The organism is Streptomyces sp. NPDC088747 (assembly GCF_044751025.1).
GTDB lineage: Bacteria > Actinomycetota > Actinomycetes > Streptomycetales > Streptomycetaceae > Streptomyces.
The window spans coordinates 368,096-389,162 of sequence record NZ_JBIVKZ010000005.1; the positions used below are offsets into that span (position 1 = coordinate 368,096).

Below are 21,067 nucleotides of genomic sequence, written 5' to 3' on the forward strand. Positions count from 1 at the left end.
TATGGGCGGCCGGGGTCTCAGAGCTCGATGCACGTGCGCAGTGCCGTGCCGGTCCGCATCTGGTCCAGCGCCTCGTTGATCTCGGCGAGCGGCACCCGGTGGGTGATCAGGCCCTCCAGGTCGATGCGGCCCGCGCGCCACAGGGCGACGGTCCGCTCGTAGGAACGCAGGACGTCTCCGCCGCCGTACATCGAGGGCAGGATCCGCTTCTCGTCGAAGAACAGCTCGAACATGTTGAGCTGGAGGAAGTCGTCCATGGCGCCCGCGCCGACCACGACGAGGGTGCCGCCGCGCCGGGTGTTCTCGTAGGCGGTGCGGGCGGTGGCGGAGCGGCCGACGACCTCGAAGACGTAGTCGAAGCCCTCGCCCGCGGTGATCCGCTGCCTGGCGTCCGGGAGTTCGTTCGGGGAGACGGCCTGGGTGGCGCCGAACCGCAGCGCCGCCTCGCGACGGGAGGCGACCGGGTCGACGGCGACGATCTCGGCGGCGCCCTTGAGCCGCGCGCCCTGGATCGCGGAGATGCCCACGCCGCCGCAGCCGATCACGGCGACCGACGAACCGGCTTCCACGTCCGCGGTGTTGAGCGCGGCGCCGAGTCCGGTGGTGACCCCGCAGCCGATGAGGGCGGCGATGTCGAAGGGCACGTCGTCGGGGATCGGCACGGCGCACCCGGCGTCGACCACGACCTCCTCGGCGAAGGTGCCGGTGCCCGCGAAGCCGAAGACATCGCCGCCGGGGCGACGGAAGTTGGGGGTGCCCGCGTTCATGAACCCGGCCAGACACAGTTCGGTCTGGCCGCGCTTGCAGGCGGGACAGACTCCGCAGGCCGGCAGCCAGCAGACGACGACCCGGTCGCCGGCCTTCACGTCGGTGACGCCCTCGCCGACCTCCACGACCTCACCGGCGCCCTCGTGCCCGGGGACGAACGGCGCCGGCTGCGGCAGTACGCCGTTCATCGCCGAGAGGTCCGAGTGGCACAGCCCGGTCGCCCGCACCCGGATCCTCACCCTGCCGGGACCGAAGCCCACCGCCTCGATGTCGTCGAGGACTTCCAGCTTCTCCTGGCCTATCTCGTGCTGTACGGCTGCGCGCATGGTGCGGCTCCCCTCGGGAAGGTACGTACGACAGTCAGACGTGCTCAACGATCGTGTCGGTGAGGACCGGCGCGTGGTCCCGCTCCACGGCGGTGACGGCCAGCTGGATCCGGCCGGGGCGGCGCCACATCCGGATGCGCAGGGTCTCCCCCGGGAAGGCGACACCGGCGAAGCGGGTGGTGTAGGAGCGGACGCGGGTCACATCGCCGCCGAGCAGCGTGTCGACGGCCGCCTTGAGCGTGATGCCGTACGTGCACAGCCCGTGCAGGATCGGCCGCTCGAACCCGGCGAGCTTGGCGAACTCGGGGTCGGCGTGCAGCGGGTTCCAGTCCCCGGAGAGCCGGTAGAGCAGGGCCTGGTCCTCGCGCAGCGGGCGGTCGACGGCCTTGACCGGCGGTCCGGAGGGTGGCTCCGGGCGGGCGGAGGGACCCCGGTCGCCGCCCCAGCCGCCCTCGCCGCGTACGAAGATCTGCGAGTCGTTCGTCCACAACGGGCCCTCGGCGTCCGCGACTTCGGTGCGCATGACGAGGATCGCGGCCTTGGTCTTGTCGTACACGGCGGCGATCCGCATGCTCGTCGTCGCGCTGCCCTCGACCGGGATCGGGCGGTGCAGCGAGAGGGTCTGGCCGCCGTGCAGTACGCGCGCGAGGTCGACCTCGATGCCCGGCAGGGAGAGGCCGCTGATCACCGCGGGGCGGCCCGCGCCCGCGACGGTCGCGAAGCTCGGCAGGACGTGCAGCCTGGATTCCAGGGTGTAGCGGAGTTCGTCCGGGTCGGTGGCGGGGTCGTGCCGGTCGGGGTTGGCGCCCGCGCCGACACCGAGGTGGTAGAGCTGGACGTCCTTGTGACCCCAGGCGATCTCTCCCGTCCGGGGCTCGGCGGCAACGGCCTTGGCGGCGTCGATGGGCATGGGGCTCCTGAATCGCTCGTGATCGCCTGTCTCGCTGTGATTGCCGGTCTCGCTGTGATCGCCTGCGATCGTCTGTGGAAAACCTCGGCACGACCGTCCGCACCGTCGGCCGCACCGAGGTCGACACCGGGCCGCGGAACCCGCCCGTTCTAGAACGCGTTCCAGTCCGGCGACCCCTTGTATAGCCCAGAGCAGGGTAGTTGTGAAGACTCCTGACACCATGTCAGATCGGGTGCGGACCGACGTCAGACGCACGCCCGACGGACGGGTGCGCGATGGACGTACGCCCGGCGGGCGGTGACATTTGTCCCGGCCGGCTCCTGACAAACCCCTCTGCCGGCCGGCGCCCCCGGTCCGTAGCGTCGTCGTCATCGCATTCGACGACGGGGAGACGCGATGGCAGGGAAGACCGGGATGACCGGGATGACCGGGAAGAAGAGGCGGAACTGCCGCACCGAGACGCACGGGGCGTCCGGGCGGTCCGGACGATCCGGAAACTCCGGCAACTCCGGGGAGTCGCAGCCCGACGAACTGGGGCCGCCGCCCAGCGGCTTCACGATGCTGCCCTGGCTGCTGATGGGCATGGGCTCGTTCTCCAACCTCGTCCAGGGCAGGACACCGAACCCCCTGATCGGCGGTCTGGGCCTGTTCGTCTTCAACTCCCTCTACATCTACGTCGTGTTCCGCGCCTTCGGTAAGGAGTCGCGGAAGGCCCGCTCGACCCGGGCGGCGCTCGGCGCGATGGCGGTGCTGACCTTCGGTCTCGCCGTCGGGTACGGCGGCACCTGGCTGTGGTTCTTCCCGCTGCTGGGCCTGGCCGTCGGCTCGGTGGTCAGGGGCAGGCCGCTCGGCCGGATCGCGGTCGGTCTGAGCGTGCTCGCGGGGGCGATCGGCTGGTTCCACGAGGGCTGGGACGCGATCAACATCGCCTACGGCACCTTCCTGTCCACCGCGGTGACCGCCGCGATCCTCTCCCTCTCCGACGCGGTACGCGAACTGCGCTCGGCCCGCGAGGAGTTGGCGCACCGCGCTGTCGAGAAGGAACGGCTGCGCTTCTCCCGTGACCTGCACGACCTGCTCGGCCACACGCTCTCGGTGATCGTGGTGAAGTCGGAGGCGGCCCGTCGGCTGGCCCAGCGCGACCTGACCGCCGCCCTCGTCCAGGTCACGGACATCGAGTCGGTGGGGCGCCAGGCCCTCACGGAGATACGCGAGGCGGTCACCGGCTACCGCGAGGGCAGCCTCGCCACGGAGCTGGAGGGCGCCCGCTCGGCCCTGACCGCGGCCGGCGTCGAACCGGCCGTCCACCGGTCGGGCACACCCCTCACGCCCCAGACCGAGGTCCTGCTCGGCTGGGTGGTCCGCGAGGCGGTCACCAACGTCGTACGGCACAGTGGCGCCGCCCATTGCGACATCACCGTCGACGGCACCTCCGAACGCGTCCGCCTCACCGTCACCGACGACGGCACCGGTGCCGGCAGCACCGACGCCCAGGAGCCGGGCGGTGGCACCGGAACCGGCACCGGACTCAAGGGCCTCACGGAGCGGCTCGCGGGGGCGGGGGGCTCACTGGACGCCGGTCCGGGCACCCACGGCGGATTCACGGTGTCGGCCGAGCTTCCGACCGAACCGGTGGATCCACTGGAGCCCCGGGATGCGCTGGAGCCCCGGGATGCGCTGAACCGCCGGAATGCGCCGGCCCGCTGGGATTCGCTGGTGGAGCAGGCCCAACTGGTGGAGCGACTAGAGCGAGTGAAATAGGTCGGGCAGGTCAGGCAGGTCGAGCAGCCCTCGAACCCTCACCCACCCGGCGTCAGCACGATCCGCTGTCCGGGCTCCGTGCGGGTGTTCCACGCCTCCTCGACCTGGGACAGCGGCAGGGCGAGGGGATCGACCGCCAGGATGCCGGCGGCGATCTCCGCGGCGAGGGAGGGCAGTTCGGCGACGATTCCGGCGGTGGTGACCGAGCCCTGGCCGCTCCCCATGATCTGGAGGTTCGCGGCCCGCAGCAGGGCGGAGGGCAGGGTGATCTCCGCCCCCGCCACCGCGCCGATCTGGATCCAGGCCAGCGGCTTGGCGCGGTCGGGACGCGCCAGGAGCAGCGCGGGCATGGCGTGTTCGGCGGCCGGGCCCCACAGGTAGTCGACGACCACGTCCGCGTCGCCCGCGCACCGGCCGAGCCGGTCGGCGACCTTCTCGGGGTCGCCCAGCAGGGAGACGGTCTCGTCCGCGCCCAGCCCCGGCAGCAGCGCCAGCCGCTCCGGGTCGCGGCCCGCGCCCACGACATGGGCGGCGCCGAGGTGCTTCGCGATCCGGACGGCGAGCTGTCCGGCGTTGCCGGCCGCGCCCAGGACCAGCACGGAGGCGCCCGGCGGGAGCGTGACGCGACGGCGGAGGGCGACCCAGGAGGACATACCGGGGTTCATCGCGGCGGCCACGGCGACCGGGTCGGTGCCGGGCGGCAGAGTGACGGCCCGGCAGCGGTCAACGAGGGCTCGCTCGGCCATGGTGCCCGGCCCGCTGTCCGGGGCGACGAAGTAGAGCAGCTCGCCCTCCGCCGTACGTCCGACCGCGTCGATGCCGGGGACCAGCGGCAGCACCCCGTCGGCGGTGTAGTGCGTGCCGTTGGCGTCGGACCGCACCCGGGGGTGGAGACCGGCGGCCAGGACGTCCACCAGGATCTGGTGCTCCCCGGCGGGCCGGGGCGTGTCGACGGTGTCGAAGCGGGGCGGACGGTCGAAGGAACGGACGACTGCTGCGTGCATCGCTGACCTCCTGGATCGGGTGAGCACCTGTACTGGGCCTGACCTTCGGTCCAGCCCGCATACCGGTTCGCGTCGCGCACCACTCGGGTTCGGATCGCGCACCACTCACCTCGTACGACGATATAGTTTGCGGCGCGTACTAATTCGAAGGTAGTTTGTGCCACGTACCAAGTCAACCGAAGGGGCCCCATGGCTCAGGAATCCCCCAGCCCGACCCCCGATCCCGCCGACCTCGACCTCAGCTCCGGCCCTGGCCCCCACCCCGACGCCACCGCCACCGCCCACGCCACCGCCGACGCCCCCCTGACCACCATGGACGCCCTGGTCCAGCTCTCGTTCCTGGTCCAGGGCGTCCTGACCCGAGTCGCCGCCGAGCACGACCTCTCCCTGATCCAGGTCCGCCTGCTCGGCATCCTGCGCGACCGCAGGGCCGGCATGCTGGAGCTGGCCCGCCATCTGGGGCTGGACAAGTCCTCCATGACCGGTCTGGTCACCCGCGCCGAGAAACGCGGCCTGGTCCGGCGTCTGCCCTCACCCGACGACGGCCGTGCCGTCCTGGTCGCCCTCACCGAACCGGGCCAGCGGCTCACCGCGGAGTGCGTCGCCGAGGTGGAACGGCGGATCATCGCCCTGACCGAGCCCCTGACCCCCGCCGAACACACCCAGGTCCGCGCGCTCGCCGCAAAGCTCCTGCGCGGTTCCGCGGGCCATACGCTGACCCCGTGAACGAGATGCCCCGGGACCACCGTCCCGCCAAGTCCATTCGCGTGCTGCTCGCCGAGGATCAGGGGATGATGCGGGGCGCCCTCGCGCTGCTGCTGGGGATGGAGGCCGACATCCAGGTGGTGGCGCAGGTGTCGACGGGAGACGCGATCGTGGACGCGGCGCTGGTCCACCGGCCCGACGTGGCGCTGCTGGACATCGAGCTGCCGGGGATGAGCGGGCTGGACGCGGCGGCCGAGCTGCGGGACCAGTCGCCCGACTGCCGGGTACTGATCCTCACGACCTTCGGGCGCCCCGGCTATCTGCGGCGGGCCATGGAGGCGGGGGCCGCCGGGTTCCTGGTCAAGGACGGGCCCGTGGAGGAGCTCGCGCAGGCGATCCGCCGGGTGCTGACCGGCGAGAAGGTCATCGATCCGGCGCTCGCCGCGGTCGCGCTGAGCGCCGGGCCCAATCCGCTCACCGCCCGCGAGTGCGACGTACTGAACGCCTCGGTGGACGGCGCCACCGTCGCCGACATCGCGGGCCGACTGCACCTCTCCGAGTCGACCGTCCGCAACTACCTCTCGTCCGCCATCGGCAAGACGAACACCCGCAACCGCATGGAGGCGATGCGGGAGGCGCGGCGGCAGGGCTGGCTCTAGAGGGCTGCCGAGGCGGCCTCCCGCCCGCTTGACGGCCGGTCAGATCTTCATGGGTAGGTCAAGAATTAGTTAGTGGGCCGAAGCATCGGAATAGTTGCCCGGGTACACCGGGTTCACCTTGCACGTATCCCGCAGAGATCACCGCACCGATCACCGCGCGGATGACCCTTCGCTGACCCTTCGCTGCCCCTCGGACGACCCCGGACTCGCCCCGCGAGCACGTTCCCCCTCTTCGGCCTGGAGGCCTCACGTAATGACGCACACGACGACCGAACAGCCCGCGCGGAGGCCGAGCGGCGCGATCGTGCCGGTGCTCGCCTTCGCGGGCATCGTTGTCGCGGTGATGCAGACCCTGCTGGTGCCGGTCATCAAGGACCTGCCGGAGCTGCTCGGCACCACGCCCAGCAACGCCACCTGGGTGATGACCTCGACCCTGCTCGCGGGCGCCGTGGCCACGCCGATCATGGGCCGGCTCGGTGACCTGTACGGCAAGCGGCGGATGCTGCTCCTGAGCCTGTCCGTGATGGTCGTGGGCTCACTGATCGCCGGTTTCACCAGCCAGCTCCTGGTGATGATCGTCGGCCGTTCGCTCCAGGGCTTCGCCATGGGCGCGATACCCCTGGGCATCGGCCTGATGCGCGACATGCTCCCCCGCGAGAAACTCGGCTCGGCGATGGCCCTGATGAGCTCCTCGATCGGCGTCGGCGGCGGACTCGCGCTGCCGATCGCGGCACTGGTCGCCCAGCACGCCGACTGGCACGCCCTGTTCTTCCTCGCCGCCGGTCTCGGCGTCGTCTCGATCGTCCTCACCCTCGTCGCCGTACCGGAGTCCCCGATGCGCGCGAAGGGCACCTTCGACGTCCTCGGCGCGATCGGACTCTCGGCGGGCCTCATCCTCTTCCTGCTGCCGATCACCAAGGGCAGCGACTGGGGCTGGACCTCGGTCACCACCCTCGGCCTGTTCGGCGCCGCGGCCGTCGTCCTCCTCCTGTGGGGCGTGATGGAGCTGCGCGTGAAGGCCCCGCTGGTGGACCTGCGCACCACGGCCCGTCGCGCGGTGCTGTTCACCAACCTCGCCTCGATCATGGTCGGCGTCGCCTTCTACGCCGTCTCCCTCGTCCTGCCGCAGCTCCTCCAGCTCCCGAAGTCCACCGGCTACGGCCTCGGCCAGTCGATGGTCGTCGCGGGCCTGTGCGTGGCGCCGCTCGGCCTGACGATGATGTTCACGGCGCCGGTGTACGCCAGGATCTCCGCCAAGTACGGCCCCAAGGTCACCCTGATCCTCGGCATGCTGATCATCGCGATCGGCTACGGCGCGGGCCTCGGCCTGATGAGCGCCGCCTGGCAGACCATCGTCATCGCGGTCGTCCTGGGCGCCGGTATCGGCCTCGCGTACTCCTCGCTCCCCGCCCTGATCGTCGGCGCGGTCCCCGCCTCGGAGACCGGCGCGGCGAACGGCCTCAACACCCTGATGCGTTCGATCGGTACGTCGGTGTCCAGTGCCGTCATCGGCATGGTGCTGGCCAACACGGCGAACAACGTCGGCGGCGTCGCCGTCCCGTCCATGCACGGCTTCCGGGTCTCCTTCCTGATCGCGACGGGCGCGGTGGCCGTCGGCCTGCTGATGGCCCTGTTCCTGCCGCGCGGACGTCCGGCGACCGCGCCGGTACTGCGCGCCAGCAGCGACGAGGACGCCGCGCTGGAACGGGCGCAGGAGATCCTCGGCGGCTTCCGCGGCCGGGTCCTGGACGCCGCCGGTGTCCCCGTCGCCCGCGCCAAGGTCACCCTGATCGACCGGCGCGGCCGGCAGGCCGGCGCGACGCTCTCCGCGGAGGACGGCAGCTACGCGCTCGCCGTGCCCACCGAGGGCTCCTACGTCCTGGCAGCCAAGGCCACCGGCCACGGCCCGCTCGCCTCGTCGGCGACGCACGCCGGGGACGAGCGCCCGGTCAGCCTGGACCTGGCGCTGCCCGGCGAGCCCGTCCGCGCCTGAACAGCACATCCACCAGCACATCCACCAGCACCCCCGTCGCCCCTGCGCCGGGGGTGCTGGTGCACCATGGGGCGCCCACAGACACGTACGAACCGGAGGACCCCCATGCCCGCGGCACCCGAGCCCGAGATCCTCGCCGCCTTCGAGGCGGCCAAGGGGTTCATGCCCACGGGCGAGGGGCTCGCGCTGTACGAGGCGGCGGTCGAGGCCGGACGGCTGGGGCTGCCGCTCCTTGAGGTGGGCACCTACTGCGGGCGCTCCACGCTGCTGCTCGCCGACGCGGCGCGCGCGGCCGGCGTCACCGCGGTCACCGTCGACCACCACCGGGGCAGCGAGGAGCAGCAGCCGGGCTGGGAGTACCACGACCCGGCGACGGTGGACCCCGAGCTCGGCCTGATGGACACCCTCCCGGCCTTCCGGCGCACGCTCCACCGGGCGGGCCTGGAGGACCACGTGGTCGCGGTCGTCGGCCGCTCGCCGCAGATCGCCGCGTTCTGGAACTCGCCCCTCGGGCTGGTCTTCATCGACGGCGGCCACACCGACGAGCACGCGTCCGGCGACTACGAGGGCTGGGCGCCGCACGTCGCCGAGGGCGGGCTGCTGCTGATCCACGACGTGTTCCCCGACCCCGTCGACGAGTTCACCGGGCAGGCGCCCTACCGCGTCTACCTCCGCGCCCTGGCGTCCGGCGCCTTCACGGAGGTCTCGGCGACGGACTCGCTGCGGGTGCTGCGGCGCACGGGGCCCGGCATCTGAACCGCGGCTCCGCCCTCGCGCGTGGAAAAGCGCTGGAGGCGGGCTCCGCCCCCGTGTTCACATGGCGGCATGGTGCCCGCCGACCGACTGCTCGCCTTCGCGGCCATGTCGTTGCTGCTGATCGTGATACCCGGCCCCAGCGTGCTGTTCGTGATCGGGCGCGCGCTGGCGCAGGGGCGCCGTGCCGCGCTGACGACGGTCGCGGGGAACACGCTCGGGGCGTACGTCCTCGTCGTCGCCGTGGCTCTCGGGGTCGGGGCCGTGGTGGAGCGCTCGGTGCTCGTCTTCACGGCGCTGAAGCTGGTGGGCGCCGCCTATCTGGTCTACCTCGGGGTGCGGGCCGTGCGCCAACGCCGGTCGCTGCACGCGGCGTTCACCGGTGAGGGCCCCGCGCACGGCGGGCTGCGGACATTCTGGGAGGGGTTCGCGGTCGGCGTGGCCAACCCGAAGACCATCGTGTTCTTCGCCGCCGTACTGCCCCAGTTCGTCGACCGGAGCCAGGGGCACGTCACGGCGCAGATGCTGCTGCTCGGTCTGGTCTTCAACGCGATCGCGGTGGTGTGCGACAGCGTGTGGGGGCTGGCCGCGGCCACCACCCGGGACTGGTTCGCCAATTCACCGCGGCGGCTCGCCATGATCGGCGGAGTCGGCGGCCTCACGATGATCGGCCTCGGCGTGACGGTCGCCGCGACGGGGCGCAAGGAGTAGCCGCCACCTGGGCCGGAGCCCGGCGCCTCTCCCGTCACGGGCACCCCGCGGACCACGCCGGACGCGGACCCGTAGGGTGGCACCCGTGTCGTACGTAGGTCCGGACTTCGATCCTCCCCGCCCGCGCCGCTCCCGGCGGCTGCTGACCGTGGCGGTGGCCGCGCTGGTGCCGGGTGCGCTGGCCGGATGGCTGCTCTGGCAGGCGCTGGACGACGGCTCCGACGGCGGGGCGGCGGCACGGCAGACGCCGGGGGCCGCGTCCTCCGCGCCCGGAGACAACGCCGGTTCCCCGGCCGGGTCCGCGTCGGCGACCGACGACGCCAAGCGGCCGAGCCCCTCGGGCTCCACGTCCTCCGCGCCCGCCGCCACGCCCCTCAAGGGCAAGGTCGTCGTCATCGACCCGGGGCACAACCCGGGCAACTTCCGGCACACGGCCGAGATCAACCGCAAGGTCGACATCGGCACGAACTCGAAGGAATGCGACACGACGGGTACGGCGACCAACTCGGGTTACGCGGAGGCGCAGTTCACGCTCGACGTGTCGCGGCGGCTGCGTACGATCCTGCAGAAGCAGGGCGCCACCGTGAAGTTCACCCAGGACGACGACCGTTCATGGGGTCCGTGCGTCGACGAGCGGGCCGAGATCGGCAACAAGGCGCACGCGGATGCGGCGATCTCGATCCACGCGGACGGCTCCGGCGCCGGCAACCGCGGTTTCCACGTGATCCTTCCCGGCCCGGTCCACGAGGGCGCCGCCGACACCCGCCCGATCGTCGCCCCCTCCCGCGAACTCGGTGAACGCGTCGCGGGCGGTTTCGCCCGCGAGACCGGCACCGGGGCCTCCAACTACATCGGCGACGGCACCGGCCTCGACGTCCGTACGGATCTGGGCGGTCTCAATCTGTCAACGGTTCCCAAGGTGTTCATCGAGTGCGGCAACATGCGCGACAGCGAGGACGCCGCCCTGCTGACCAGCGACGCGTGGCGGCAGCGGGCGGCACGGGGGATCTCTGAGGGAATCGTGAGTTTCCTGCGCGAGTGACGATCAGTGCGCTGAACCGGGCGGACACCCTCATGGGGCGGGAGATAGTGTCGTCCCTACGATGAGGGGCCACCCCCGCGCTTCACACCAGGGCCTTACGGCGGCATGGTGGCAGCGACGCCTCCACCGATGACGAGACGACTGACGAAGGACATGGAAGTGAATATCCGCTCCCTCACTCGAGGCGACGGCGTGGTGATCGGAGCAGCGGTTCTGCTCTTCATCGCCTCGTTCTTCGCCATCTACTCCGCCGACGGTGCCGAAGGGGTCGACCTCCCGAACGCCTGGGGAAGCGCCCCGCTCCTGATGAGCGTCTTCCTGGCGGGCATCATCGGCGCCGCACTGATCATCGTCTCCCGAGGCCTGCCGCAGGTCCCGAAGGTCGCCGGCCTCGACCTCGGCCAGTTCGGCGTCGCCTTCACGGTCTTCGCCGCGTGGAGCGCCCTCGGGAACGTCTTCGACCCGGCGGGTGGCTACAACAACCTCGGCGGCCTCTCCGGCAGCGGCCCGGACGCGGGAACGGGCGCCATCCTGGGCCTCGTCGCCACCCTGATCCTGGCCGGCGGCGCCATCGCCACCCCCCTCGTCCCGGCCCTGAAGGGCGCGCTGCTCCCCGCCCCCAAGCCGGCCACCCCGCAGCCCTACGGCGGTCAGCCCCAGGGTGGATACGGCTACCCGGGCGCCCCGCAGCCGGGCCAGCCGGGTCAGCCGGGTCAGCCCTACGGTGGTCAGCCGCAGACGGGCCAGGGCCAGCCGTTCGCCGGCCAGCCCAGCCAGCCGCAGCAGGCGCCGACCCCGCAGGTGCAGCAGCCGGCCGGGGACTTCTCCCCGTTCTGGTTCGCGGTTCCGGTGCCGCGTCCGCTGTACTCGGAGGACGGTTCGCCGACGCCGATCGCCGAACTGGCGCCCGGCACCTGGTACTTGGCCGTCGAGCAGCGCGGCCCGAGCCTGGTGGCGCAGACCCAGGACGGCCGTCGTGGCGTCCTTCAGGACACCAGCGGCATCCAGCGCGGCTGACGTCCGCCCCACGTTCGTCCAGCACGGCCCCTCGCCCTTCCGGGCGGGGGGCCGCTGTCGTAGGCTCACCCGGCCAGTGATTGACGCACCGTCAGAACACAGTGCCTGGAGGCGACATGCGGCTCGGTCTCGCACTCGGCTACTGGGGACGCGGCCCCTCCGCCGACCACGTGCCGCTCGCCCAGGAGGCGGAGCGGCTCGGCTACCACTCCGTGTGGACCGCCGAGTCCTGGGGAAGCGACGCCTTCACGCCGCTGACCTGGATCGCCGCGCAGACGTCCCGCATCAGACTCGGCACCGCCGTCGCGCAGATGGCCGCCCGCTCCCCCACCACCACCGCCATGCAGGCGCTCACGCTCGACCATCTCTCCGGCGGGCGCGTGATGCTCGGCCTCGGCCTCTCCGGCCCGCAGGTGGTCGAGGGCTGGTACGGGCGGCCGTTCCCCAAGTCACCGCTGACCGCGACCCGGGAGTACGTCGACGTCGTGCGCCAGGTCCTCCGGCGTGCGGCCCCCGTCGAGCTGGACGGGCGTTTCCACTCCCACCCCTACCGGGGCGCCGACGGCACCGGGCTCGGCAAGGCCCTCAAGTCCATCACGCATCCGCTGCGCGCCGAACTGCCCGTGCTGCTCGGCGCGGAGGGCCCGAGGAACATCGCGCAGACGACCCGGATCGCGGACGGCTGGCTGCCGCTGTACTGGTCGCCGACCCGCCCCCAGGCGTACGAGGCCTCGCTGACCGATCTGCGCGACGGTTTCCTCATCGCGCCGATGGCCCGCGCGCACGTCTGCGACGACCTCGCCGAAGGGCTGCTGCCGGTCAAGGCCATGCTGGGCTTCTACATCGGCGGGATGGGGCACGCCGCACGCAACTTCCACGCCGACCTGATGGCGCGGATGGGTTTCGAGGAGGAGGCCAGGCGGGTCCAGGAGCTGTTCCTCGCGGGGCGGCGCGAGGAGGCCGTGCTCGCCGTGCCCGACGCGTTCGCCGACGAGATCTCCCTCGTGGGACCGCGTGAACGCATCGCCGAGCGGCTGGAGTTGTGGCGCAAGGGCCCGGTGACCGATCTGCTCGTCCTCTCACCGGACCCGCACACCCTCCGGGTGCTGGCCGAGCTGAACTCCTGACCCGGCTCAACTCCTGACCCGGCTCAACTCCTCACCGGGAACGGCTCCTTGCCATGAGCGGCTCCTTGCCATGAGCGGGCTCCTGCCGCTCAGCGGAAGATGGCCACCGCGTCCACCGTCAGCTCCCCCGCCTCGCGGTTCCACGTGCGCACCTTGCCCAGGCAGCGGGCCTGGAACTCCCCGCTGTAGTAGTCCTCGTCCTGGAACTCCTCGCGGACGCCCGAGGCGGCGCAGGTGATCTTCACATGGGCGGACGGCTCACCGGTGCCGTAGCGGGCGCGCAGGACGACGTCGCCGCCGGTGGAGGTGCGGGCGGTGAAGCTCCCGGTGACCGAGACGAACTCCGACATGACGGCGGTCAGCGGCACCCGGTCGTCGGCGCTGTCGCGCAGGCGGTCGCCGAGGGTCCGGTTCGGGACGAGGAGGCCGGTGGTGAGGTCGGCGTCCACGACGACGTCCTCCTTGCGCATCGTGTCCAGGAGCAGCCCGATCACCGTGATCGGCTCCTTCTGCTCCAGATAGGTGGTGGTCCGCTCCCGCGCGACTCCCCCGTGGACCTCGCCTCCGCCGAACCCGAACTTGGCGAGCAGCCCGAAGCCCTTGCTGACGTTGGTCCGGTCGGCTACCTCCTGTTCGAGGGCCGCGGAGAATCCGCCGGTCAGGTAGATGTCCATGACCCGCTGGTTGTGCAGGTAGAAGCACATGCCGTGGAAGGTGCGGCCGGGCCGGCGTCTGCGGCGCAGCAGGCCGAAACGGACGAGGACATGGCGGACCAGGACGGCGGCGCACGCGGCCGTCAGCAGCCAGACGGCCATCCACGGCCACCACAGGCTCCACCACTGGCTGTCAATGACACCCACGGATCTCCTTGAACGCGTCGGAGAGCGAAGAGGCGCCCGCGTCGACCATGCGACCGCCGGTCGCGGACGCCGCCCGCTCCAGCGCGGCCGGGTCGGCCTCGCCGAACTGGACGGGGAAGGTGGGCACCGCGTCCACGCCGGTGCCGAGTTCGGCGTGGCGGCGCAGGAACTCCGCGTAGCCGAGGCCGGAGTTGCTCTCGCCGTCCGTCATCAGCACGATCGCGACCGGGCGGTCCGGGGCCTCGTCGAGGGCGTCGGCGGCTATCCGGTAGCCGCGGTCGAGGGCCGACCAGACGGCGGTGGAGTCCCCGAACCCGCCTTCGGAGACTAGGGAGTTGAGGTCGGCCAGGTCGCCGTCGTCGCGCACGGTCACGGTGCGTTCCTGCAGGATGTCCCCGCTGAACCGGACGACCGTGAGCCGCTCGCCCCGGTAGAAGCGGGCGAACTTTCCGGTGGACGTCTTGTCGGCGCCGCTGAGCCCCGCGAAGGCGGCACGCAGTTCCTCCATCCGTCGGCCGCGCATCGAGCCCGAGAAGTCGAGCAGGAACACCACCTGGTCGGCGACGGGCCGCGCGGGGTCGCCGTAGTCGGCGATCAGCCGCTCGACGATGGAGAGTCGGCCGGGGAACGACAGCGCGTTGCCGACGGGGGCACGCAGCGGCGCGGACGGAGTGACGTCCTCGCTGACCGGGCGCCGCCAGGTCCGCCGCATCAGCTCACGCTGGATGTCGTCGCGCAGCAGCCAGTCCACCACCGTGCGGTAGGCGGAGCGCTCTCCGGGGTCGAGCAGCAGCAGCGGGAAGTCGGACAGCACCATGCCGTCCTCGGGGTAGACGATCTCCAGGGGCTCGCCGAGCTTCCCGGACGCGTTCAGCGACAGCAGCTCGGACTCGTGGGCGATCAGCGCGTCGGCCCGCCCCTGGTCGCGTACATAGCCGGCGATGAGCTCCCGTGAGCCGGCCGCGGTGAGGGTCTGGCCCGAGCGGAAGCCGCGCAACCGGTCGCAGGACACGTCCTGTTCGCGCAGCGCGCTGCCGGTTCCCGCGGCGGCGGTGGCGACCCCGACGAGGGCCGCGCGCCCGGTGTCGCTGCGCCCGGGGTGGGCCATGCCGAACCGCAGGGTGCCGTCGGCGGCGGCGTCCGCGAGGTCCGCCCAGGAGAGCCGGCCGCCCGGCACCCGGGCGCGCAGCCGGTCCGCGAGGCCGGGGGTGAGGCCCACGACCACCGGGGAGCGCATGATCGGGGTCGACTCGGGGCGGGCCGCCCGCTGTCCCGCCTCCTGGAGCCGCAGCAGGAACGAGCGGTCCGAGGCGAGCCAGGCCAGGTCGTACGGGGATGTCTGCCCGGCGGCGGGCGGTTGCCCGGGGAGGTCGGCCGTGGCGGTGTAGTCGATGTCCAGCTCGATACCGGTGTCGTCCTTGAGGCGGCCCAACAACGGTGCTACGTCGGCGAGTTCGGGTCCGGCCAGGACGCGCAGCGTGATGTCGTCCCGGCCCGAGGAGCAGGCGGTGAGGGTGGCGGCCAGGAGCGTCACGCAGAGGGCGAGGACGCGCAGGCGCCGTCTCACGGGGTTTCCGTCTCGGGCGGCGGGCAGTCGCCCACGTGGTTGATGATCTCCTCCAGGACGTCCAGGTCGGGTGCGTCGACCTTGGTCTGGTCGGGGTTCGACGCCGGGACCTGTATCTCGTGCCCGCGCAGGAACGCGTTCAGCTGCTCGCTCGTCCCGTCCTCGCCGGAGAACCGCACACGGAAGCCCAACTCGATGGCCCGGTCCCGCAGTTCGGCGTCGGTTTCGATCAGCTCGGAGAGCTTGTCGCCCTTGTCGGTGAGGGAGATGAGCTGCGGTTCGGTGAGGGCGTAGGGGGTGGGGTAGAGCAGGACGCGTCCGGTGTCCTGCTCCTGGTGCTTGCGCACGTGGTCGACCTGGTGGGCGAGGTACTGGTGCTCGTAGATCACGGTGACCGGCGCGATGCTCTCGCCGAGGGCGGAGAAGTAGCTCTCGGCCTGTTCGTCGGAGGCCATGCCCTGGAGGTTGATCAGCGGCTTGACCTGCCCGGCGAGTTCGAGAACGGCCTCCTGGGAGGTGGCGTCCAGGCCCTTGGCGCCGTCGCCGGGGTCGTTCGTGCCGGGCGCGCGGTTGTGGTTCTTCACGAAGGCGAGAATGCTCAGGTAGGTGCCGGCGGCGTTCGACTCGCAGACGCTCGAAGTCCGCACCAGGACACGGCCGTTGTTGCTCCGCTCGCTCGTGTCGTCGAAGCCGATGCCGTTCCAGGTCTCACCCGCCTCGATCAGCGCGAGGAACTTGGCCATGTCGAGGTCGTAGTAGAGGGTGTCGCCGCTCCCGGCCCGCTGCGGGCTCGCCACCCCCCGCTTCCGCAGGGTCTCGGCGTAGTCGCGGAACGTGCCGAGCACCAGCGGCGTGACGAACGGACGGGCCGAGTCGACCGAGCGGTTCAGCTCGTCCAGGATCAGTCGCGCCGCGGGCTGCCCGGAGGGGAACACCACGTCCATGCCCTTCAGGGACTGCGTGGCGATACCGCGTGAGCCGAGTCGGTGGATGTCGACGCGGATGCCGTGCTTCAGCAGCAGCCGCCGTACTTCGGGATCCTGGAAGAAGTCGGACTTGGAGGCCATCTTGGCCTCGATGGTGGTGATGTGCTCGAACGGCCGCAGGGCGTTGCCGGAGACGAGCAGCGAGAGGAGGCCGGCCAGGGCGAGCGGTATGGTGACGGCGACATGGCGCGGTAAGCGGCGGCGAACCCTCCGCCTGGTGGCCAGCCGCGGTTCCTCGATGGTCAACGGTCTGGCGTCGGTCACCGGCTTCTCCTGCCTCTCCCGAGGTCAGGATCATCAGGGACCATGCCGAACTGCCGGTCACCGGAAGGCCAACTCCAGTCGAACCGGAGGCGAACGGCTGGCTACTGATGTGCCGTCACGAGCGTTTGTCAGCCGCTGAGTTGGGAGGCGGAGGGCACCTTGTCCGTAACCTCGGCGCCCGCGCTCTTCCCGGCTTCCTTCACGTTGTTGATGATGTCGTCGAAGGAGCCGACCACCGCGTCCGTCGAGTCGCCCTTGCGGAGCTTGGACGGCAGGTCCTTGAGCGCGTCGATGCCCGCGGTGAGCGGGGCGACGGCCTTCGCGAGCGCCGGGTCGCCCTGGGCGTTCCTGTTCGCGGCCTTGAGCCGGTTGTACGTGAACGCGCCCGCCAGGCCCGCCTTGACGAGGGCGACCCTGCGTCCCTCGGCGCCCTTCTTGAACTTGCCCGCCTTCCAGGGCTTCACGATCCACTGGTAGGTGGCACCGGCCGCGAGCCCCGCGTTCGCCACGAACCGGGTCTTGGCGAACTTCTGCCTCTCGGCGGAGCTGGTCGGGGTGGCGGTCGCGGCCACCGCGGCGGTGTCCTCGGTGTCGTTGTCGCCGCCACACGCGGTGGCGCCGGCGAGCAGGGCGCAGCAGAGGGTGAGCGCCACGATCAGGCGCCGTATCGGAACGGGCACGGGGTCCTCCGGAAGGGAACGGTCCTCCCCGGTCCCGGGAGAACACGGCTCTACCGGCAGCGTCAGCCGACTCGCACACGTGCGCCACTCAGGCTGAGCCGTTCGGGTTTCATGGAGAAATTGCGGGCAACACGGGGGTCATGTCCCCTCGATATCGCAACGGTTCAAACCAGGCGGGGAGGGTCATCGCGATCGTCGCGGACGCGATGGCGTTCATCCTCGGTCTCTGGATCCTGATGTACCTACTGGACGCGAACCGCGCCAACGACCTGGTGCAGTTCATCCACGACGTGGCCGCCTGGCTGGCGGGCTGGTCCCGTGACCTGTTCACCTTCGACGAGGAGTGGGCTCGGGTCGTCGCGGGCTACGGCCTCGCAGCCGTCGTGTACCTCTTCATAGGCCACGCCATCGCCAACCGTATGCACCGGCACTGACGCACGGAAATGACGCACGGACACTGAAGTACCCGCACCACCTGGGCCCCAACTGATCTGCTACCGGCAGCAGTCGGGGTCCAGGCCGGTCGGCAGACGTTCGCCGCTGAAGACGGCGCAGGTGGGTTCGTCGCCGCCGAGCGCGGCGACGGCCAGCAGCAGCGAACCGGCTGTCCAACTGGTGAGTTCCTCGGGCCAGAGAGCCTGGTCCTCATAGACGTATCCGGTCCAGTACAGGCCGGTCCTCGGATCGCGCAGGTGCTGGATCGACTGGAGAATCTCCAGTGCGCGGTCGGATTCGCCCACGGCCCAGAGCGCCAGGGCGAGTTCGGCCGACTCACCGCCGGTCACCCACGGATTGGGGACCACACAGCGGACACCGACCCCGGGGACCACGAAACGGTCCCAGCCCTCCTCGATGCGCGACTTGGCCTCCGCGCCGGTCAACGCGCCGCCGAGCACCGGGTAGTACCAGTCCATCGAGTAGCGGGATTTGTCGAGGAACCGCTCGGGGTGCCGTCGGATGGCGTGCCGCAGGGCGCCCACCGCGAGCTCCCAGTCGGGCTGCGGCTCCTCACGCTGCTCGGCGATGGCCAGTGCGCAGCGCAGGGCGTGGTGGATGGACGAACTGCCGGTCAGCAGAGCGTCGTTGACGGCGCGTCCGTCGGCCTCGCGCTTCCAGCCGATCTGTCCGCCGGGCTGCTGGAGCCTGAGCACGAACTCCATGGCCGCGTAGACGGTGGGCCACATCCGGTCCAGGAACGTGTCGTCGCCGGTCGCGAGGTAGTGGTGCCAGACGCCCACGGCGACGTAGGCGCAGAAGTTGGTCTCCAGGCCGCGGTCGGTGACGTCCTCGAAGTCCCCGTCGGCGTACGCCGCGTACCAGGAACCGTCCTGGTTCTGGTGGCGCGCCAGCCAGTCGTAGGCGCTCTCCGCGGCCTCGTGCTCGCCCGCCGCGTCCAGCGCCATGGCGGCCTCGGTGTGGTCCCACGGGTCCAGATGGTGCCCGCGGAACCACGGGACGGCGCCGTCCGGGCGCTGCACCGCGAGGATGCCGCCCACCGTGGCGGCAGCCTGCTCGGCGGTGAGGACCCCGGGCAGGACGAGGTGTTCTGTCCGGGGAGTCGTCACCGGCCGGCCACCTCGGCGGACTCGTCGGCCGAGGTGGACCCGTCCGATGCGGCGGCTCCGGTGGACCCGTCCGATCCGGTGGCCCCGGCGGAGCCGACGGGCAGATGCGGCTTGGTCGCGTAGGCCACGAAGCTCTTGCCGATCAGCGGGTTCAGCGCGTTCTCCGCGAGCCGGGTGGCGAGCGGTTTCTTCATGATGTCCCAGACCAGGAGCTTGTGGTACGCCCGCACGGGCAGCGCCTTGTCGTTGTCGACGCCGAACGCGCACTTGAGCCACCAGTACGGGCTGTGCAGGGCGTGCGCGTGGTGGGAGCCGTACGGCCTGAGCCCGGCCTCCCTGATCTTCCTGAGGAGTTCGTCCGCCTTGTAGATGCGGATGTGGCCGCCCTCGACCTCGTGGTACGCGTCGGACAGCGACCAGCAGACCTTCTCGGGCCCGTAGCGCGGCACGGTGATCGCGATGCGGCCGCCGGGCCTGAGCACCCGGACCATCTCGGCGAGTACGCCCTTGTCGTCCGGGATGTGCTCCATGACCTCGGAGATGATCACGACGTCGAAGGACTCGTCGGGGAAGGGGAGGGCCAGGGCGTCGCCCTCCATGGCCGTCGCGGTGGCCCCGGCGGGGGCCTCGCCCGCCTCCTTCATCGCCGCGAACCACTTGGCGACCTCGCGGATCTCCTCGCCGTTCTGGTCCAGCGCGACCACCTGGGCGCCGCGCCGGTAGCACTCGAACGCGTGCCGTCCGGCACCGCATCCCAGGTCCAGTACGCGGTCACCCGGGGCGAGCGGGAACCGGGAGAAGTCGACGGTCAGCACGTGGCCCTGCTTTCGCGGTCGGGGGTGGGGGGTGCCGGGCGGGCGGGGATGTCCTGGCCGGGTGTCGCGGGAGCCGCCGTGCCCCCTGCCGCGGAGCGGGACATTGCCTCGCGGTAGTGGGTCACGGTGCCCTCGGCCGCCCGGGCCCAGGTGAAGCGGTCCAGGACGCGTGCGCGGCCCGCGGCGCCCAGGCGTGCGCGCAGCCGCGGGTCGGCGAGGACCCGGCTCAGCGCGGTGGCGAGCGCCCCCGAGTCGCCCGGGGGTACGGCGAGGCAGGTCTCCCCGTCGGGTCCGGCGACCTCCGGGATCGCGCCGCCGGTGGTGGCCACGAGCGGTGTCCCCGTCGCCATCGCCTCGGCGGCGGGCAGCGAGAACCCCTCGTACAGGGAGGGCACGCAGGCGACCTCGGCCGACCGTACGAGGTCGACGAGTTCGGCGTCGGAGATCCCCTTGACGAACTGGACGGCGCCTTCGAGGCCGTACCGCTCGATGGCCTGGGCGACGGGTCCGTCCTCGGCGCGCCTGCCGACGACGACGAGGTGCGCGGCCGGGTGCTCGGTGCGCACCTTCGCGAGCGCCTCGACGAGGAAGACGAGCCCCTTGAGCGGCACGTCGGCGCTGGACGTGGTGACGATCCGCCCCGGGATCTGGGGCACCGCCGGATCCGGCGAGAAAAGATCGGTGTCGGCGCCGATGTGCACGACGTGGATACGGTCCTCGCGCACCCGGAGGTGCTCGACGATCTCCTGGCGCGATGTGCCGGAGACGGTGAGCACGGACGGCAGGCGGCGCGCGACGCGCTTCTGCATGCGGGTGAAGGCGTACCACCGGCGGACGGACATGCGCCGCTTCCAGCCCTCGGCGGCGTCCAGCTCCAACTGCCGGTCGACGGTGATGGGGTGGTGGATGGTGGTGACGAGCGGGGCGCCCACGTCGCCCAACAGGCCGTAGCCGAGTGTCTGGTTGTCGTGGATGACGTCGAACTCGCCGCGCCGCGCCAGCAGATGGTGCCGGGCGCGCAGCGAGAAGGTCAGCGGCTCGGGGAAGCCGCCGGTCCACATCGTGCCGACCTCCAGCGCGTCGACCCAGTCGCGGTACTCGCCGCGCTTGGGGGTGCGGAAGGGGTCGGGCTGGCGGTACAGGTCGAGGCTGGGCAACTCGGTGAGGCTCAGGGCCGGGAGGCCTTCGTCCAGCACCGGGTACGGCTGGGAGCCGATGACCTCGACCCGGTGCCCGAGCCGGGCGAGCTCGCGCGAGAGATGCCGCACGTAGACGCCCTGGCCGCCGCAGAACGGGTTGCCCTTGTACGTGAGGAGCGCGATGCGCAACGGTCGTTCGCCGTCGGCGGCCGCGCCCTCTCCGGGGTCCGCCTCCATGGCCTCAGCGGTCACTCTCGGCCCCCTTCTCCCTGCACTTTCCCGCGAGATTACGCCGGGACGCTAATCTAGAACAAGTTTCAGACTTGATCGTTCAAGGAGCATTGAATCTACCGGCAGGTAGCGCCAGTGTGAGCGGTGGATCAGGTGATTCACGCCACGACGGGACGACGGGGTC

General features: G+C 71.5%; 20 protein-coding genes. 10 read left to right on the forward strand and 10 right to left on the reverse strand.

The window, feature by feature from the left end; genetic code table 11:
• Positions 1 to 17: 17 nt before the first annotated feature.
• Both ACIP79_RS14980 and ACIP79_RS14985 read right to left on the reverse strand, forming a co-directional pair.
• Positions 18 to 1,094 carry a Zn-dependent alcohol dehydrogenase gene (locus tag ACIP79_RS14980; protein WP_401223183.1) on the reverse strand — a complete coding sequence of 359 codons (1,077 nt, stop codon included), beginning with the start codon at positions 1,092 to 1,094 and terminating at the stop codon, positions 18 to 20.
• A 34-nt stretch (positions 1,095 to 1,128) separates the two neighbouring features.
• Complete coding sequence (locus tag ACIP79_RS14985) at positions 1,129 to 2,004, reverse strand: MaoC/PaaZ C-terminal domain-containing protein (protein ID WP_401223185.1); 876 nt, start codon at positions 2,002 to 2,004, stop codon at positions 1,129 to 1,131.
• A 396-nt stretch (positions 2,005 to 2,400) separates the two neighbouring features.
• Here ACIP79_RS14985 and ACIP79_RS14990 point away from each other — a divergent pair, with 396 nt between their 5' ends.
• The gene (locus ACIP79_RS14990; protein ID WP_401223187.1) at positions 2,401 to 3,765 is read left to right on the forward strand and encodes a sensor histidine kinase; all 1,365 of its coding nucleotides are present in this window, start codon (positions 2,401 to 2,403) and stop codon (positions 3,763 to 3,765) included.
• Positions 3,766 to 3,803: 38 nt separating this feature from the next.
• On the opposite strand, the gene ACIP79_RS14995 is transcribed toward ACIP79_RS14990, so the two are convergent.
• The gene (locus ACIP79_RS14995) at positions 3,804 to 4,769 is read right to left on the reverse strand and encodes a zinc-binding alcohol dehydrogenase family protein (RefSeq protein ID WP_401223189.1); all 966 of its coding nucleotides are present in this window, start codon (positions 4,767 to 4,769) and stop codon (positions 3,804 to 3,806) included.
• A 189-nt stretch (positions 4,770 to 4,958) separates the two neighbouring features.
• Between ACIP79_RS14995 and ACIP79_RS15000 the strand changes: the two genes are divergently transcribed.
• The 8 genes from ACIP79_RS15000 to ACIP79_RS15035 all read left to right on the forward strand — a co-directional run bounded on the left by ACIP79_RS15000 (position 4,959) and on the right by ACIP79_RS15035 (position 12,776).
• Positions 4,959 to 5,495: a MarR family winged helix-turn-helix transcriptional regulator gene (locus tag ACIP79_RS15000; RefSeq protein ID WP_401223190.1), complete on the forward strand. Its 537-nt coding sequence runs from the start codon at positions 4,959 to 4,961 to the stop codon at positions 5,493 to 5,495.
• Between the two features lie 5 nt (positions 5,496 to 5,500).
• Positions 5,501 to 6,133: a response regulator gene (locus ACIP79_RS15005; RefSeq protein ID WP_401223435.1), complete on the forward strand. Its 633-nt coding sequence runs from the start codon at positions 5,501 to 5,503 to the stop codon at positions 6,131 to 6,133.
• A 253-nt stretch (positions 6,134 to 6,386) separates the two neighbouring features.
• Positions 6,387 to 8,126 carry an MFS transporter gene (locus ACIP79_RS15010; RefSeq protein ID WP_401223192.1) on the forward strand — a complete coding sequence of 580 codons (1,740 nt, stop codon included), beginning with the start codon at positions 6,387 to 6,389 and terminating at the stop codon, positions 8,124 to 8,126.
• Between the two features lie 105 nt (positions 8,127 to 8,231).
• Entirely contained in the window at positions 8,232 to 8,882 is a 651-nt protein-coding gene (locus ACIP79_RS15015; RefSeq protein WP_383679779.1) for a class I SAM-dependent methyltransferase, read from the forward strand.
• Between the two features lie 69 nt (positions 8,883 to 8,951).
• The gene (locus tag ACIP79_RS15020; protein ID WP_401223195.1) at positions 8,952 to 9,590 is read left to right on the forward strand and encodes a LysE family translocator; all 639 of its coding nucleotides are present in this window, start codon (positions 8,952 to 8,954) and stop codon (positions 9,588 to 9,590) included.
• Positions 9,591 to 9,675: 85 nt separating this feature from the next.
• Entirely contained in the window at positions 9,676 to 10,632 is a 957-nt protein-coding gene (locus ACIP79_RS15025) for an N-acetylmuramoyl-L-alanine amidase (RefSeq protein WP_401223196.1), read from the forward strand.
• Between the two features lie 159 nt (positions 10,633 to 10,791).
• Positions 10,792 to 11,649: a hypothetical protein gene (locus ACIP79_RS15030; protein WP_401223437.1), complete on the forward strand. Its 858-nt coding sequence runs from the start codon at positions 10,792 to 10,794 to the stop codon at positions 11,647 to 11,649.
• A 116-nt stretch (positions 11,650 to 11,765) separates the two neighbouring features.
• Positions 11,766 to 12,776 (forward strand): LLM class F420-dependent oxidoreductase, encoded by a 1,011-nt coding sequence (locus tag ACIP79_RS15035; RefSeq protein ID WP_401223198.1) that lies wholly within the window; start codon positions 11,766 to 11,768, stop codon positions 12,774 to 12,776.
• An 89-nt stretch (positions 12,777 to 12,865) separates the two neighbouring features.
• Here ACIP79_RS15035 and ACIP79_RS15040 read toward each other — a convergent pair whose 3' ends face one another.
• The 4 genes from ACIP79_RS15040 to ACIP79_RS15055 form a co-directional block, all read right to left on the reverse strand.
• Positions 12,866 to 13,636 (reverse strand): hypothetical protein, encoded by a 771-nt coding sequence (locus tag ACIP79_RS15040; RefSeq protein ID WP_383679767.1) that lies wholly within the window; start codon positions 13,634 to 13,636, stop codon positions 12,866 to 12,868.
• The gene (locus tag ACIP79_RS15045) at positions 13,623 to 15,203 is read right to left on the reverse strand and encodes a substrate-binding domain-containing protein (RefSeq protein WP_401223200.1); all 1,581 of its coding nucleotides are present in this window, start codon (positions 15,201 to 15,203) and stop codon (positions 13,623 to 13,625) included. Before ACIP79_RS15045 ends, ACIP79_RS15040 begins: the two co-directional genes overlap by 14 nt.
• Positions 15,200 to 16,453, reverse strand: coding sequence for a hypothetical protein (locus ACIP79_RS15050; RefSeq protein WP_401223202.1), 1,254 nt, complete (start codon positions 16,451 to 16,453; stop codon positions 15,200 to 15,202). Before ACIP79_RS15050 ends, ACIP79_RS15045 begins: the two co-directional genes overlap by 4 nt.
• Positions 16,454 to 16,581: 128 nt before the next feature.
• Positions 16,582 to 17,133, reverse strand: a complete 552-nt coding sequence (locus ACIP79_RS15055; protein WP_401223204.1) for a hypothetical protein — start codon at positions 17,131 to 17,133, stop codon at positions 16,582 to 16,584.
• A 140-nt stretch (positions 17,134 to 17,273) separates the two neighbouring features.
• Between ACIP79_RS15055 and ACIP79_RS15060 the strand changes: the two genes are divergently transcribed.
• Positions 17,274 to 17,567: a hypothetical protein gene (locus tag ACIP79_RS15060; protein WP_401223205.1), complete on the forward strand. Its 294-nt coding sequence runs from the start codon at positions 17,274 to 17,276 to the stop codon at positions 17,565 to 17,567.
• Positions 17,568 to 17,627: 60 nt separating this feature from the next.
• Here the strand turns inward: ACIP79_RS15060 and ACIP79_RS15065 are convergent, their stop codons facing one another.
• From ACIP79_RS15065 to ACIP79_RS15075, 3 genes are read right to left on the reverse strand one after another with little or no spacing between them, the layout of a single operon-like run.
• Positions 17,628 to 18,698 carry a prenyltransferase gene (locus ACIP79_RS15065; protein ID WP_383679757.1) on the reverse strand — a complete coding sequence of 357 codons (1,071 nt, stop codon included), beginning with the start codon at positions 18,696 to 18,698 and terminating at the stop codon, positions 17,628 to 17,630.
• Positions 18,695 to 19,513 carry a class I SAM-dependent methyltransferase gene (locus tag ACIP79_RS15070; protein ID WP_401223207.1) on the reverse strand — a complete coding sequence of 273 codons (819 nt, stop codon included), beginning with the start codon at positions 19,511 to 19,513 and terminating at the stop codon, positions 18,695 to 18,697. Before ACIP79_RS15070 ends, ACIP79_RS15065 begins: the two co-directional genes overlap by 4 nt.
• Entirely contained in the window at positions 19,507 to 20,904 is a 1,398-nt protein-coding gene (locus ACIP79_RS15075) for a glycosyltransferase family 4 protein (RefSeq protein ID WP_401223209.1), read from the reverse strand. The genes ACIP79_RS15070 and ACIP79_RS15075 overlap by 7 nt, the downstream gene beginning before the upstream one ends.
• Positions 20,905 to 21,067: the final 163 nt, after the last annotated feature.